Origin of the sequence: Pseudomonas sp. GD04091, assembly GCF_029836165.1 — a bacterium.
Lineage (GTDB): Bacteria > Pseudomonadota > Gammaproteobacteria > Pseudomonadales > Pseudomonadaceae > Aquipseudomonas.
Window position 1 is genome coordinate 35,097 of the sequence record NZ_JAOEBG010000018.1, and the last position, 15,151, is coordinate 50,247.

Annotated in this window: 13 protein-coding genes and 1 pseudogene; 3 read left to right on the forward strand and 11 right to left on the reverse strand. The window is 64.3% G+C overall.

Annotation, left to right across the window (positions count from 1 at the left end):
* The first annotated feature begins 112 nt into the window (after positions 1 to 112).
* A complete protein-coding gene (locus tag N7422_RS19485; protein ID WP_279808066.1) occupies positions 113 to 1,108 on the forward strand; it encodes an alpha/beta hydrolase in 996 nt (331 codons plus the stop codon).
* A 12-nt stretch (positions 1,109 to 1,120) separates the two neighbouring features.
* Here the strand turns inward: N7422_RS19485 and N7422_RS19490 are convergent, their stop codons facing one another.
* From N7422_RS19490 to N7422_RS19540, 11 genes and pseudogenes are all read right to left on the reverse strand, one after another.
* A complete protein-coding gene (locus N7422_RS19490) occupies positions 1,121 to 1,456 on the reverse strand; it encodes a GlpM family protein (protein WP_279808067.1) in 336 nt (111 codons plus the stop codon).
* Positions 1,457 to 1,483: 27 nt separating this feature from the next.
* Positions 1,484 to 2,812, reverse strand: coding sequence for a sigma-54 dependent transcriptional regulator (locus N7422_RS19495; protein ID WP_279808068.1), 1,329 nt, complete (start codon positions 2,810 to 2,812; stop codon positions 1,484 to 1,486).
* Positions 2,809 to 4,713, reverse strand: coding sequence for an ATP-binding protein (locus tag N7422_RS19500; protein WP_279808069.1), 1,905 nt, complete (start codon positions 4,711 to 4,713; stop codon positions 2,809 to 2,811). The genes N7422_RS19495 and N7422_RS19500 overlap by 4 nt, the downstream gene beginning before the upstream one ends.
* A 61-nt stretch (positions 4,714 to 4,774) precedes the next feature.
* Positions 4,775 to 5,509, reverse strand: a complete 735-nt coding sequence (locus N7422_RS19505; RefSeq protein ID WP_279808070.1) for an amino acid ABC transporter ATP-binding protein — start codon at positions 5,507 to 5,509, stop codon at positions 4,775 to 4,777.
* Positions 5,506 to 6,177 (reverse strand): ABC transporter permease subunit, encoded by a 672-nt coding sequence (locus tag N7422_RS19510; RefSeq protein WP_279808071.1) that lies wholly within the window; start codon positions 6,175 to 6,177, stop codon positions 5,506 to 5,508. Before N7422_RS19510 ends, N7422_RS19505 begins: the two co-directional genes overlap by 4 nt.
* On the reverse strand, positions 6,178 to 6,924 hold the full coding sequence (locus tag N7422_RS19515; protein WP_279808072.1) for an amino acid ABC transporter permease: 747 nt from the start codon (positions 6,922 to 6,924) through the stop codon (positions 6,178 to 6,180).
* Between the two features lie 146 nt (positions 6,925 to 7,070).
* Positions 7,071 to 7,988: a glutamate/aspartate ABC transporter substrate-binding protein gene (locus N7422_RS19520; RefSeq protein WP_279808073.1), complete on the reverse strand. Its 918-nt coding sequence runs from the start codon at positions 7,986 to 7,988 to the stop codon at positions 7,071 to 7,073.
* Between the two features lie 410 nt (positions 7,989 to 8,398).
* Positions 8,399 to 9,937: a glycerol-3-phosphate dehydrogenase gene (gene glpD / locus N7422_RS19525; RefSeq protein ID WP_279808140.1), complete on the reverse strand. Its 1,539-nt coding sequence runs from the start codon at positions 9,935 to 9,937 to the stop codon at positions 8,399 to 8,401.
* Between the two features lie 262 nt (positions 9,938 to 10,199).
* The gene (glpR, locus tag N7422_RS19530; RefSeq protein ID WP_279808141.1) at positions 10,200 to 10,955 is read right to left on the reverse strand and encodes a DNA-binding transcriptional repressor GlpR; all 756 of its coding nucleotides are present in this window, start codon (positions 10,953 to 10,955) and stop codon (positions 10,200 to 10,202) included.
* Between the two features lie 90 nt (positions 10,956 to 11,045).
* Positions 11,046 to 12,521, reverse strand: a pseudogene (gene glpK, locus N7422_RS19535) (glycerol kinase GlpK); the annotation flags it as partial.
* Between the two features lie 79 nt (positions 12,522 to 12,600).
* Positions 12,601 to 13,452, reverse strand: coding sequence for an aquaporin (locus N7422_RS19540; RefSeq protein WP_279808075.1), 852 nt, complete (start codon positions 13,450 to 13,452; stop codon positions 12,601 to 12,603).
* Positions 13,453 to 13,757: 305 nt separating this feature from the next.
* Here N7422_RS19540 and ybaK point away from each other — a divergent pair, with 305 nt between their 5' ends.
* On the forward strand, positions 13,758 to 14,228 hold the full coding sequence (gene ybaK, locus N7422_RS19545) for a Cys-tRNA(Pro) deacylase (RefSeq protein WP_279808076.1): 471 nt from the start codon (positions 13,758 to 13,760) through the stop codon (positions 14,226 to 14,228).
* 99 nt (positions 14,229 to 14,327) lie between these two features.
* A complete protein-coding gene (locus N7422_RS19550) occupies positions 14,328 to 15,107 on the forward strand; it encodes a PhzF family phenazine biosynthesis protein (protein ID WP_279808077.1) in 780 nt (259 codons plus the stop codon).
* Positions 15,108 to 15,151: the final 44 nt, after the last annotated feature.

Consider the following 15,151-nt stretch of genomic DNA (forward strand, 5'->3'; position numbering starts at 1 on the left):
GCTTACCGTTTGGCAGGGTTCATCAAATTGTCACTGAACTGTGGCAGCGCGCTTGAATGGATTTCATCAGACTCGCGCTCTACTGGGGATTTGCATTCTGGTGTTTCTTTTCATGCGGGCTTTACTACTTTTCTTCTTTCTGCTGGTCAGCGTGCCGGCGAGCTTCGCCGATGGCCGCTGCGACGTCCATGTGCCGGTGCAACGCGCGGAGCTTGGTGAACTGAGCCTGGTCTACCAGAGTGTCGGCGCGCCGCGCGATCCTGTGCTGCTGCTGGTCATGGGCCTTGGCGGGCAGCTCATCCACTGGCCTGACGATGTGGTCGAAGCGTTGTGCCGCCAGGGCTTTCGGGTGATTCGCTACGACAACCGCGATGTCGGCCTGTCGCGCTGGAACCAGCTGCCGGCCTCGGCCAACCTGACCGTCGAACTGCTGCGCTACAAGCTCGGCTTGCCCGTGTCGGCACCCTACACCTTGACCGACATGGCCGGTGACGGCCTGCGCCTGATGGATGCCCTGGAGATCCGCCAGTTCCATGTGCTGGGCGTGAGCATGGGCGGGATGATCGCCCAGCATCTGGCGGCCATGGCCCCGGAACGGGTGCGCAGCCTGACGCTGGTGATGTCCAGTTCAGGCGCCGCTGGCCTGCCGGCACCGGATCCGGCGCTGGTGCAACTGCTGGCGCGGCGCAGCGCGCCGAACCGCGAGGTGGCGATCGAGCAGCAGGCCGACTTGCTGGCGGCGCTCGGCAGCCCCGAGGTGCACGACGATCGAGCGGTGTTGCTGCAGCAGGCAGCGCTCGCCTATGACCGGGCGTTCAATCCGGAAGGGGTGAAGCGGCAGATCATGGCCATTCTCGCCGAGCCGAGCAGGGTCGAGCTGCTCAATCAGTTGCGGGTGCCGACAATGGTGGTGCATGGCACGGCCGATCCACTGCTGCCGGTGATGCACGGCGTGCATCTGGCGGCGCATATCCAGGGTAGCCAGCTGCGGCTGATTCCGGGGTTGGCGCATCGCTTCCAGGAGCCGTTCAAGGCGCCATTGCTGGGGGCCGTGCTGCCCTATCTGCAGGCCCATCGGCAGGATCTCTCGCATATCGCCCGACTCTAGGCCGCGCTGTGTTCAATGCATCCTCACCCAAACGCTCACCAGCACCGTCGCCGCCACCAGCCAGGCCACCGTGGCCAGCGCCAGAGAAGCCTCAAGGCGCATGCGTTCGACCAGCACGTACAACGTCGCCAGGTACACGAAGTAGGGAATGATCGACCACATCCCGAACAGGATGGTGGTCTTCAGGTCTGCCAGCGAGCGGCCCTTGCCGACGATGTAATGGGCGATCAGGGCGAAGGTGGGAAACAGTGGCACGAGGCCTGCGATGTAGTAGTTGCGGGTTTTCGACAGGATCGCCAGAAGCACCACCACGCCGGCGCCCAGGGCCGCCTTGAATACCAGGTCCACGTTGTCTTTCCAGGGTCAAGTTGCTGATCAGCCGAGGCCGTATTTCTTCACTTTGTCGAACAGCGTGGTCTTGGCCATGCCCAGCTCCTGGCTGGCCTGGCTGAGGTTGCCGCCGCTGCGCTGCAGGGCATCGCCGAGCAGGTTGCGCTCGAATGCCTCGACCGCCTCGGCAAAGCCCAGCCCCTGGCTGGCGCCACCACTGGGGCCTTTCTTGAACGCGGGCAGGCCCAGGGCGTAGCGTTCGGCGACGTTGCGCAGCTCGCGCACGTTGCCTGGCCAGTCGTGGGCCATCAATCGCGACAGGGTCTGGCTGTCCAGCTCCGGCACTTCGCGGTCGAAACGCAGGGCCGACTGCTGCAGGAAGTGTTCGAACAGCTGCAGGATGTCTTCACGGCGCTCGCGCAGCGGCGGCAGCTCCAGGGTGACGACATTGAGGCGGTAGTACAGGTCGCTGCGGAACTGGCCGCTCTGGCCCAGGGCATCGAGGTCGGACTTGGTCGCGGCGATCACCCGGCAGTCCACCGGGATGCTCTGGTTCGAGCCCAGTCGCTCCAGGGTGCGTTCCTGCAACACGCGCAGCAGCTTGATCTGCAGGTTGAGCGGCATGCTTTCGACCTCGTCGAGGAACAGCGTGCCGCCGTTGGCGTGCTCGATCTTGCCGATGCGGCGCTTGCCGGCGCCGGTGAAAGCGTTGGCCTCGTGGCCGAAGATCTCGCTTTCGAACAGGTTTTCCGGCAGGCCGCCGCAGTTCAGCGCCACGAACGGCTGGCCCTGGCGGCGGCTGAAGTCATGCAGGCAGCGGGCGACCAGCTCCTTGCCGGTGCCGGTTTCACCTTCGATGAGCACGTTGGCCGAGGTGTCGGCGACATTGGCGATCAGCTCGCGCAGGTGCGCCATGGCCGGCGAACGGCCGATGATGCGGCCTTCCAGGCTGCTCTGCTCGGCCAGTTGGCGGCGCAGGGCGAACACCTCGCGGGACAGGCCTCGCTGTTCCAGCGCACGACGTACCACGTCGACCAGGCGCTCGGGCGAGAAGGGCTTTTCCATGAAGTCGTAGGCGCCGTTGCGCATGGCGCCGACGGCCATGTCGATATCGCCGTGTCCGGTGATCAGCACCACCGGCAGGCTGCGGTCGCGGGCCTTGAGGCGATTGAGCAGTTCCAGGCCATCGATGCCCGGCAGGCGGATATCGCTGACGACGATGCCGGCGAAGTCATCGCCGATGCGCTCCAGGGCCTGCTCGGCACTGCCGACGCCTTCGCAGGCGATGTCTTCCAGGGCCAGCGCCTGCTGGCAGCCGAGCAGCACGTGCGGATCGTCTTCGACGATCAGGACGGTGAGAGGTGCTTTGTTCATAGGGGCTCAGCCAATTCGCTAGGGGGCGTGACCAGGGGCAGGGCAAGGACGAACGCGGTGCCGCCGCCGGCGGGGTGTTCGACGCTCAGCGTGCCCTTGGCGGCGGTGGCCAGGCTCGCCGACAAGGTCAGGCCCAGGCCCAGGCCATGCTCGCCCGGTTTGGTGGTGAAGAAAGGCTCGAACAGGTGCTTGCGCGCCTCGGCATCGATGCCGTGGCCATTGTCGCGCACCCGCAGGCGGTACTTGTCGCCCTGAACCTCGCCTTCCAGCCACAGTTGCGGCAGTGGCTGGGTGGCCATGGCGTCGAGGGCGTTGCCGATCAGGTTGACCAGAATCTGCTCCAGGCGGGTCTGGTCGATGGCCAACTGCTGGTCGTCGAACTGCCGGTGCAATTGCAGGTGGCAGGCGCTGGTGCGGTTGGCCAGCACCTGCAGGGTAGCTTCCACCGCCTTCTCCAGCGAAGCCTGGCCACTGTCGTCGCCGCGCCGGGCGAACGAGCGCAGGCTGGCGGTGATGCGGCCCATGCGGTCGATCAGGTCGTTCATGGTGCGCAGGTTGGCGCTGGCGGTTTCCAGCGCGCCGCGTTCGAGGAAGCGCACGGTGTTGCCAGACAGGGTACGCAAGGCCGCCAGGGGCTGGTTGAGCTCGTGGGCGATGCTGGTGGACATTTGCCCGATGGCCGCCAGCTTGCCGGCCTGGACCAGTTCGTCCTGGGCGTGACGCAAGGTCTGCTCGGCGTGGCGACGCTCGCGGATCTGGCCCTTGAGGCGTTCGTTGCTGGCGCGCAGGTCGGCGGTGCGCTCGGTGATCTTGCGCTCCAGCTGGCTGTTGGCTTCTTCCAGCGCTTCACGGGCCGCCAGGCGGGTGGCGATCACCTTGCGCCGCTCGTTCCAGGCGATGGCCAGGATCGCCAGCAGGGCGAAGGCGACACCGACCAGGATGCCCTGCACCATCGACTCGCGGCGCAGGTCCTGCAGCGGGGTGAGCAGGGTGAAATGCCACGGCGTGTCGGCCAGGCGCCGGGTCTGGGCCAGATACGAGACATCGCGCTGCTTGCCCTTGTCGGTCTCGCTGTTGGCCGGGAAGGTGAGTTTTTCCACACCGTCGGCCAGGGTTTCGCGGGCCAAAGGTTGCAGCTCGTTGAGCGGCCACCAGTAGTACTGCAGGCTGCGCGCCAGGCGCTCCTTGATCTGCGGGGTCAGCGGGCGCACCGATTTCAGGCGCCGGGACGGGTCGCTGGAGAGGATGATGATGCCGTTCTCGTCGCTGACGAAGGCTTCCAGGCGGGCACGCTGCCAGCGCTCTTCGAGGGTGTCGAGACGGACCTTGATCACCGCCACGCCGATGATCTTGCCGTGCTCTTCCAGGCCATGGGCCAGGTAGTAGCCGGCTTCGCCGGTGGTGCTGCCGATGCCGTAGAAGCGCCCCGGCTCGCCGCGCACGGCCGTCTGGAAATAGGCACGGAACGCCAGGTCCTCGCCGAGGAAGGAGTCGGCGTCGCGCCAGTTGCTGGTGGCCTGGACCCGGCCGCTGGTGTCGAGGACGAAGATCGCCCGGCTGCGGCTGCGCCGGTTCAGGCCTTCGAGGTATTCGTTGACCGCCTGGCGGTCACCGGCGTCAGGGTCGGTGAGCAGGCGCGAGACGCTGTCTTCCAGCTCCAGCAGGCTGGGCAGGTAGGTGTACTTGCTGATTTCGCTTTCGACGGTGCGCGCATGCAGTTCCAGCTGGCGCTCGCCGTTTTCGCTGAGGGTGCGGATGCCGTTGCTCTCGCTGATCAGAAAGCCGGCCAGGCCCAGGCCGACCATCAGCAGGATGACCAGGGGCGGCAACAACAATTGGCGGATCACACGGGATTTCACGGCAGGCTGGGCAGGGTGAAGGAGCGAAGGGTCGCATTTCATCACAGTGGCCTTGTCACGACCAGCTTCCGCTGCCTGGGAGGGCAGCGGAACCCGTGCCGGCTCAGTGCTGCAGGATCTTGCTGAGGAAGTGCTGGGTGCGTTCGTGACGATTCTCGGGGCTGCCGAAGAAGTCTTCCTTCTGGCAGTCCTCGATGATGTTGCCCTTGTCCATGAAGATCACCCGGTTGGCGACCTTGCGGGCAAAGCCCATCTCGTGGGTGACGCACATCATGGTCATGCCTTCGTGGGCCAGTTCGACCATCACGTCCAGTACCTCGTTGACCATTTCCGGGTCCAGCGCCGAGGTCGGTTCGTCGAACAGCATGACGATCGGGTCCATCGACAGGGCGCGGGCGATCGCCACGCGCTGTTGCTGGCCACCGGAGAGCTGGCCAGGATGCTTCTTGGCGTGGGCGGCCAGGCCGACACGGTCGAGCAGGGCCAGGCCCTTCTTGGTCGCTTCCGCCTCGCTGCGGCCGAGCACCTTGCGCTGGGCGATGGTCAGGTTCTCGGTGATCGACAGGTGCGGGAACAGCTCGAAGTGCTGGAACACCATGCCTACCCGCGAACGCAGCTTGGGCAGGTTGGTCTTCGGGTCGGCGATGGAGGTGCCGTCGACCACGATATCGCCTTTCTGGAAAGGCTCCAGGGCGTTGACGCACTTGATCAGCGTGGACTTGCCCGAGCCGGACGGGCCGCAGACCACCACCACTTCACCCTTCTTGACCTCGGTGCTGCAGTCGGTCAGTACCTGGAAGTCCCCGTACCACTTGTTGACGTTCTTGATGGAAATCATACGGTGATCCTTTTTTGCAGGCGCTTGACCAGCCAGGAAGCGGAGAAGCTGATGAGGAAGTAGACGACACCGGCGAAGATCAGGAACTCGTGGGAGCGCCCGATGATGTCGCCGTTCGAGCGGGCCGAATTGAGGAAGTCCACCAGGCCGACGGTGTAGACCAGCGAGGTGTCCTGGAACAGGATGATGCTCTGCTGCAGCAGCAGCGGAGTCATCTTGCGGAAGGCCTGCGGCAGGATGATCAGGCGCATGCACTGGCCGTAGCTCATGCCCAGCGCCTGCGCGGCGCCCATCTGGCCCTTGGAGATCGACTGCACGCCGGCACGCACGATCTCACAGAAGTAGGCGGCCTCGAACATCATGAAGGCCACCACGCAGGAGGTGAACGCGCCCACCGGCGTATCCTGCCCGGTGATCCAGCGCAGCACGAACGGCACCGCCAGGTAGAACCAGGTGATCACCAGCAGCAGCGGGATCGAGCGGAAGTAGTTGACGTAGGCGCCGGCCACGTTCGACAGCAGCTTGTTCGACGACAGCCGCATCAGCGCCAGGATGGTGCCCAGCACGATGCCGCCGACCACGCCCATGACCATCAGCTTGAGGGTCATGACCATGCCTTCCCAGAGGGCGGGCAGCGCGGGGATGATTTCGCTGAAATCCATTTCCATTTACTTGCCCCCCACGGAAATCAGGCCCGGTACCGAGACTTTCTTCTCGACCGCGCGCATGAGCAGCATCAGGCCCATGTTCAGGGTGAAGTAGATCAGGGTGGCCAGGGTGAACGCCTCGAACAGGTTGGCCGAGAACTCGGCGGTCTGCTTGGTCTGGGCCAGCAGTTCCATCAGGCCGATCAGCGAGGCCACCGAGGAGTTCTTGAACACGTTCAGGAATTCCGAGGTGAGTGGCGGAATGATGATCCGGTAGGCCTGGGGCAGCAGCACGTTCAGGTAGATCTGCGGCAGGCTGAAGCCCATCGCGCGCCCGGCCGCTTCCTGGCCACGGGGCAGCGCCTGGATGCCGGTGCGCACCTGCTCGCAGACGCGGGCGGCGGTGAACAGGCCAAGGCAGACGACCACGCTGATCAGCGCCGAGGTGGTCGGGTTGAGGTCCTGCTTGAACCATTCCTGCAGGCCTTCGGGGAGCAGATCCGGTACCAGGAAGTACCAGATGAACAGCTGCACCAGCAGCGGCACGTTGCGGAACAGCTCGACGTAGGCGGTGGCAATCCCTGACACCAGACGGTTGGGCACGGTACGCATCACGCCGAGGAGCGACCCCAGCAGCAAGGCGATGATCCACGCGCAGATGGCGATGGCGATGGTCCAGCCCAGACCGGTGATGTACCAGTCCAGATAGGTCTCGCTACCCACGCCGGTGGACTTGAAGAACACGCCCCAGTCCCAGTTGTAATTCATCGGGATTTCCCCTCAGACGGTTGTTTCACGGGCACCTTCAAACATCCGGGGGTGCTGAGCACCCTCGGATGAAAGGTTAGACACTAACTGAGTGGCCTGTCGGATCGATTCGCGCGGATGCGCTTCAGGCCACTATCTGCTGGAGGTCAGGACTTCTTCTCGTCCGCCGCCTTGTCGGTCGGCTCGGCGATCAGCTTCTTCAGCTCATCGCTCATCGGGAACTGAAGGTTCAGGCCTTTTGGCGGAATTGGCTGCTGGAACCACTTGTCGTAGCTCTTGTTGACGTCACCCGACTTGAAGTAGGCGACGATGGCCTCGTCGACCGCTTTCTTGAAGGCTGCGTCGTCCTTGCGCACCATGCAGCCGTAGATTTCGTACGACTGCGGAGTGCCGGTGATGACCCAGTCCGCCGGCTTGCGTGCCTTGGCCATTTCACCGGCCAGCAGGGCGTCGTCCATCATGAAGGCCACGGCGCGGCCGCTTTCGAGCATATTGAAGGCTTCGCCGTGGTCTTTGGCCGAGATCACGTTCATCTTCATCTGCTTGTCGGCGTTCATTGCCTTGAGGATGCGCTCGGAAGTGGTGCCGGCGGTCGTCACCACGTTCTTGCCGGCCAGGTCAGGGAAGTCCTTGTAGGATGGCTGGCCATCCTTGACCTTGGTCAGCAGGCGGGTGCCGACTTCGAAGATGCCCACCGAGAAACCGACCTGTTGCTGGCGCTCGACGTTGTTGGTGGTGGAGCCGCACTCCAGGTCGACGGTGCCGTTCTGCACCAGCGGGATGCGGGTCTGCGAGGTGACGAGGTTGTACTTGACCTTGATGTCGGTGCCCAGTTGCTTCTTCAGGGCTTCGACCACGGCCAGCTGGATGTCGTGGGAGTAGCCCACGGGCTCCGGCTTGCCAGCCAGGTAGGAGAACGGAATGGAGGAGTCGCGGTGGCCCAGGGTGATGGTGCCGGAGTCCTTGATCTTCTTCAGGGTGCCGGTCAGTTCTTCGGCCATGACAGGCGACGAAATGACAGCTGCCGCGATGGCGGCGCCCAGCAATTGACGAACGATGCGCATCAAATTTTCCTCGACGTGTTTGTTTTTCTTATGGAGCCGTTGGCGGACTCTTTCGTTCAACGAATACAGCATGAAGCGTGGTGCATTCGGCTACCAAGTGTAGAGCATGACTCGTGCCAAGCCCTGACGTTGATCATAACGCCGCGAAAATACTGGGAATTAATCTTTTTTGATGCCTTTACGACAGTATGTGTCGTACGGCTTTCCGAAAGGATCGTGGCAGAGTGTTCGGAAATCCGAACGAATAGGTGCGCGCTGGCTCGGTCAGGCCCATTGCAGGTAAGCCCGTTCCCACAGGTACGGGGCAAACCTCAAGGCATGCACTGATTCTGTGGGAGCGGGCTTGCCCGCGATGGGCTGCACAGCAGCCCCAATGATGATGACGGAACCCAGGCTTTACCGGTTCGGCATCAGGCGGCTTGCACGCGCTCGCGGTTGGCCATGGCCTGCTGCAGGTAATCAGCCAGTGCCTGTTGCTCGGTGGCGCTGGTGAACAGGCCCAGCTTGGTCCGGCGCCAGAGGATGTCGTCGGCGCTGGTCGCCCATTCTTCGGCGCACAGGTAATCGACCTCACGGGTGAACAGGCCACCGCCAATCGACTGGCCGAGGTCTTCGGGGCCGCTGACGCCTTCGAGCAGGCGCCATACACGGCTGCCATAGGTCGTCGCCCAGCGCCTGGCGATATCCAGCGGCAGCCAGGCATGGCGCGCCACCAGCGCGTCGACCAGGGCCTGCACGCAGGTCACGTTCTCGCCGCCCGGCAACGGCGCGTCGGCGGTCCAGCTGCCGCGCATCTGGGTGAAGAACGGGTGCAGCTCGACCATGGCCGATTCGGCCAGCTTGCGGTAGGTGGTCAGCTTGCCGCCGAACACCGACAGCAGCGGCGCCTGACCTTCGCTGGCGGACAGCGCGAGGGTGTAGTCGCGGGTCACAGCGGACGGATTGTCCGACTCGTCGTTGCACAGCGGGCGCACGCCGGAGTAGGTGTGCAGGATGTCGGCCCGGCCGAGCTGGTGGTTGAAGTGCTCGTTGACCACCTTGAGCAGGTAGTCGGTTTCCTGCTCGGTGATCGCTACCTTGGCCGGGTCGCCGCTGTATTCGCGGTCGGTGGTGCCGATCAGGGTGAAGCGTTCCAGGTAGGGGATGCAGAAGACGATGCGTTGGTCCTCGTTCTGCAGGATGTAGGCATGCTCACCGTCGTACAGGCGCGGCACGATGAGGTGGCTGCCCTGGATCAGGCGGATGCCGTACGGCGCGTCGAGCTTGAGGTCGTCCTTGATGAAACTGGCCACCCAAGGGCCGGCGGCATTGACCAGGGCGCGGGCGCGGAGGGTCTGCAGGCTGCCGTCGGCATGTTGCAGCTCGACCTGCCACAGGCCATCGATGCGCTCGGCGCGCAGGCAGCGGGTACGGGTGCGGATGTGCGCGCCTTTCTCACGCGCGGCCATGGCGTTGAGCACCACCAGACGGGCGTCGTCCACGGCGCAGTCAGCGTATTCGAAACCGCGGGTGATGGCTGGCTTGAGCGGGTAGCCCGGGCCGAAGCGCAGGCTGCGCGAAGCCCCCAGGCGTTTGCGCTTGCCCAGGTGGTCATAAAGGAACAGACCGGCGCGGATCATCCAGGCCGGGCGCAGGTGCGGACGGTGCGGCAGGACGAAGCGCATCGGCTTGACGATATGCGGGGCCTTGGCCAGCAGGACCTCGCGCTCGGCCAGGGCTTCGCGCACCAGGCGGAATTCGTAGTGTTCCAGGTAGCGCAAGCCACCGTGGATCAGCTTGCTGCTGGCCGAGGAGGTGTGCTGGGCCAGGTCGTCCTTTTCGCAAAGGAACACCTTCAGGCCACGCCCGGCGGCATCGGCAGCGATGCCCACGCCATTGATGCCGCCGCCGATCACGGCGAGGTCATAGCAATCGTGCAAGGGGGGCTGGGACGAAACGGGCTGGGACACGGGCAAGGCCTCCTGGGGGCTGTCCACATCGAATGTGAACATCTATGTTCGTTTCCGAAAATGTTAGCGCAATGGACAGGCGCCCGCCAGTCAGTCTTCATAGAAAAAACTGATCGAATTACAGGGAAATGAACATTTTCGAAAAGGGCAGGAGATCGGTTCGCGGTTTACAGGGGCGCCAGAGCTGAACGCCGACCGTGCGGGCGGCGTTCGATCTCACCGGCGCTACAAGCCTCGAAGCCTGTGCCCTGGGTGGCCGCGTTCAAACCACGTCGAGACGGATCTTGTACTGGTTGAGCAACTGGGTCAGGGCAGGAGAGGGCGCCTGGTCGGTCACCAGGCAGTCGACCAGGCTGATCGAGCCAAGGCGCACCATGGCATTGCGGCCGAACTTGCTCGAGTCCGCGGCCAGCAGCACCTGGCGCGCATTGGCGATGATCGCCTGCGACACCCGCACTTCCTGGTAGTCGAAGTCCAGCAGGCTGCCGTCCTCGTCGATACCGCTGATGCCGACCACGGCGAAGTCGACCTTGAACTGGTTGATGAAGTCGACGCTCGCCTGGCCAACCACGCCGCCGTCGCGGCGCACCGTGCCGCCGGCCACCAGTACCTCGAAATCATCCTTGGCCGCCAGGATTGCCGCCACGTGCAGGTTGTTGGTGATGACCTTCAGGTGGCTGTGGTTGAGCAGGGCGCGGGCGATGGATTCGGTGGTGGTACCGATGTTGATGAACAGCGAAGCATGGTCGGGGATCTGCCGGGCGACGGCCTCGGCGATGCGTTGCTTCTCGTCGCGCATCTGGTCGGCGCGCATGGCGTAGGCGGTGTTCTCGATGCTCGAGTCGTAGGCCGCGCCACCGTGGTAACGGCGTAGCAAGTTGGCTTCGGCGAGCTGGTTGATATCGCGGCGGATGGTCTGCGGGGTGACGACGAACAGCTGCGCCATTTCCTCGATGCTGACGTAGCCGCGTTCGCGGACCAGCTCGAGGATTTGTTGTTGGCGAGGGGGCAGATTCATGGGCGGTCCTTTGGGGCAGCCGGACAAATTCTGCAATGATGCCGTAGGTCGTGGTGTAGGACCAGTCTGGTTATTGCGTAAAGGTCCATCGCGGGTGCGATCGACAGCTTTGCGCCAGCCCTTGTACAGCTTCTCTTTCGCCGCTTCATCCAGCTGCGGGCTGAACTCGCGCTCGATGATCGCCTTGTCGCGCAGCTCGTCCAGACCGCTCCAGAAGCCGCAGGCCAGGCCCGCCAGGTAGGCGGCGCCCAGGGCCGTGGTCTCGCGCATCTTCGGGCGCTCGACGCAGGTACCGAGGATGTCCGCCTGGAACTGCATGAGGAAGTTGTTGGCCACCGCGCCGCCGTCCACGCGTAGCTCGGAAAGGCGCTGGCCACAGTCCTGCTGCATGGCATCGAGCACATCACGGGTCTGGTAGGCGATGGATTCCAGCGCCGCCCGGATGATGTGGTCGACCTTGACGCCACGGGTCAGGCCGAACAGCGCGCCACGGGCGTACGGATCCCAGTACGGCGCGCCCAGGCCGGTGAAGGCCGGCACCAGGTAGACGCCATTGCTGTCCTTGACCTTGCTGGCGAAGTATTCGGTGTCGTAGGCATCGTTGACGATCTTCAGCTCGTCGCGCAGCCATTGCACCGTGGAGCCGCCGTTGAACACCGCGCCTTCCAGGGCGTACGCCACTTCGCCGCGGGGGCCGCAGGCGATGGTGGTGAGCAGGCCGTGGGACGACTGGACCGCCTTGTCGCCGGTGTTCATCAGCAGGAAGCAGCCGGTGCCGTAGGTGTTCTTGGCCTGGCCGGGCTCCACGCACATCTGGCCGAACAGGGCCGACTGCTGGTCGCCGGCGATACCGGCGATGGCGATGCCGCTCTTGGTCTGGCCGTACACCTCGGAAGATGGGCGAACCTCGGGCAGCATCTGGCGCGCAATACCGAGGATGTCGAGAAGCTTTTCATCCCACTGCAGCGTGTGGATGTTGAACATCAGGGTGCGCGAGGCGTTGGTGTAGTCGGTGACGTGCACCTTGCCGCCGGAGAACTTCCAGATCAGCCAGGTATCGATGGTGCCGAACAGCAGTTCGCCGCGCTCGGCGCGTTCGCGGACGCCCTCGACATTGTCGAGGATCCACTTGAGCTTGGTGCCGGAGAAGTACGGGTCGGTGACCAGGCCGGTGGCTTCGCGGATGTACTGTTCATGGCCATCGCGCTTGAGCTGGGCGCAGATGTCGGTGCTGCGTCGGCACTGCCAGACGATCGCGTTGTACACCGGGCGACCGGTTTCCTTGTCCCAGACCACCGTGGTCTCGCGCTGGTTGGTGATGCCGATGGCGGCGACCTGGGCGTGGCTGATGCCGGCCTGGGCGAGGGCCTCGACCATGGTCGCGCTCTGGGTGGCGAAGATTTCCATCGGGTCGTGTTCGACCCAGCCCGCCTGCGGGTAGTGCTGGGCGAATTCGCGCTGCGAAGTGCCGACCACATTGGCATCGCGATCGAAGATGATGGCGCGCGAACTGGTGGTGCCCTGGTCCAGGGCGATGATGTAGTTCTTGTCCAGGGTGTCTGTCATGTCGATGGCCTTGCACGAAATGGGAGTAAGTCAGGGCGTGGCGGGCGCCGGCTTTTCAGCCTCGGGCCCGGCGCTGGCATCAGGAAACCTGGGTGTCGCCCTGACGATTATCGTCGGTCTGTGGGGTCTCGGCTTGCGCAGTCGGCAGGTTGCGGGCAATCAGGCCGCGGTAAAGGGCCGCGCCGAGGCTGGCGCCGAGGATCGGTGCGAATACGGGCACCAGGAAATACGGGATGTCGCGCCCGCCAGTGAAGGCGATTTCGCCCCAGCCGGCGAGGAATGTCATCAGCTTGGGGCCGAAGTCGCGTGCCGGGTTCATCGCGAAGCCGGTCAGCGGGCCCATGGCGCTGCCGATCACGGCAATCAGCAGGCCGATCAGCAGCGGCGCGGTGGCGCCGCGGGGCAGGCCGTTGTTGTCGTCGGTCAGCGCCATGATCACGGCCATCAGGATGGCGGTGATGATCACCTCGACGAGGAATGCCTGGCCGGTGGACAGCGCCGGGTGCGGATAGGTGGAGAACACCGAGGCCAGCTCCAGGCTGGCCTGGCTGCCACGCAGCATGGCGTGGGACTGTTCGAAATCGAAGAACAGGTTGCTGTACAGGAAGTACACCAGCGCGGCGCCGCAGAACGCCCCGCAGACCTGGGCGAGCATGTAGAACGGCAGCTTGCGCTTGTCGAAGCCGGCGAAGAGGGCGAGGGCGATGCTCACGGCCGGGTTCAGGTGCGCGCCGGAAACCCCGGCGGTGAGGTAGATCGCCATGCTCACGCCGACCCCCCAGATGATGCTGATCTCCCACAGGCCGAAGCTGGCACCGGCGACCTTGAGCGCGGCGACGCAGCCGGTACCGAAGAAGATGAGCAGGGCGGTGCCGAGGAACTCGGCCAGGCATTGGGCGGAAAGCGTCGGTTGTCGTAGAGCAGTCGTCATGTTTGACCTCGGTTCTTGTTGTTGTGAGGCGCTGGGCGCTCGACAGCAAAAAGCCCGGAGTCGATCCCCATTGACGCCGGGCGGGTACAGGAAGCGCACCTTATAAGTGCACCATTTATTCATAAACGAAAAAATATAGACAAGAAACGCTGATGTCAAAGGTCGAAAATGAACGCCCAGTCACAATCTGACAGCCAGGCTCGTTGTGGAATCGCCAGCCGCTGCTCTAGCCTGGGGGCTGTGCTGGCTGGTCGGGGTTATTTGCCCTAAAGTAGCCGCCGAAACGTGATCGACTGGAGCCCTGCATGACCCCCGCCCTGGACCTGCTGAAAAAGGCGCGCGCCGAGCACCGCGTGCACAGTTACGAACATGATCCCAAGACCGCCTCCTACGGCCTGGAGGCGGCCGAGAAGCTTGGGCTTGAGCCGTTGCGTGTGTTCAAGACGCTGCTGGCCAGCAGCGAGAAGGGCGAGCTGCTGGTGGCGGTGGTGCCGGTGGTCGGCACCCTCGACCTGAAGGCGTTGGCCCATGCGGCCGGGGTGAAAAAATGCGAGATGGCCGACCCGCAGGCCGCCCAGCGCGCCACGGGTTACCTGGTCGGTGGCATCAGTCCGCTGGGGCAGAAGAAGCGCCTGCGTACGTTCATCGACCAGTCGGCGCAACAACATGAAACCATTCATGTCAGCGCTGGACGCCATGGCCTCGAAGTGGAGCTCGCCGCCTCGGTGCTGGCCACCCATACCCAGGCACAGTTCGCCGAGATCGGTCGCGGCTGATCATCTGTACTGATTGAAAATCCTCGACTCTGTCACTGTCGGGGCCAAGCGCCATGCCGCATGCTCGGCCCCGTTCCCGCCAAACACAGGAGTCGTGGCATGCAGTTGCATTTCCATCAGGTCGACGCGTTCAGCGACCGCCCCTTCGCCGGCAATCCGGCCATGGTCTACCACCTCGAGCAGTGGCTCGATGATGTGCTGATGCAGCAGATCGCCGCCGAGCACAATCTCGCCGAGACTGCATTCGTGGTGGCCGAAGGCGAGGGCTATCGGATTCGCTGGTTCACGCCGAGCACCGAGGTGCCCCTGTGTGGTCATGCGACCCTGGCCAGTGCCCATGTGTTGTTCGAGGTATACGGCGAGAAGGCCTCGCGGCTGGACTTCCATAGCCGCTCAGGCCCGTTGAGCGTGACCCGCGAGGGTGATCGCCTGTGGCTGGACTTCCCGCGTATCGATCCGCGGCCGCTGGCCGAGCCGCTGGCCGTGGCCGAGGCGTTGGGCTGCGAGGTGCAGGAGGTCTACCAGACCCAGGAGCTCTTCGTGGTCCTGGCGTCGGAGCAGGCAGTGCGCGCCTGCACGCCCGACATGGTGGCGCTGGCCCGCTTGCCGGGCCTGGGCGTGATCGTGACGGCGCCGGGACAGCAGCACGATTTCGTGTCGCGCTATTTCGCGCCTGGCATCGGCATTCCGGAGGATCCGGTCACAGGCTCCACGCATTGTTCGTTGATCCCCTACTGGGCAAACCGCCTGGGCAAGTCCGAACTGCGCGCCTTCCAGCGTTCGGCCAGAGGCGGTGAGCTGTTCTGCCGCCTGGAAGGGGAGCGGGTGAAGATCGGCGGTCAGGCCAGGCGAGTGGCGAGCGGTACACTGACGCTGTGATGCAAGGGCTGTGAACAGCTTCGCGGGCTTGCCCCGCGAAGCGT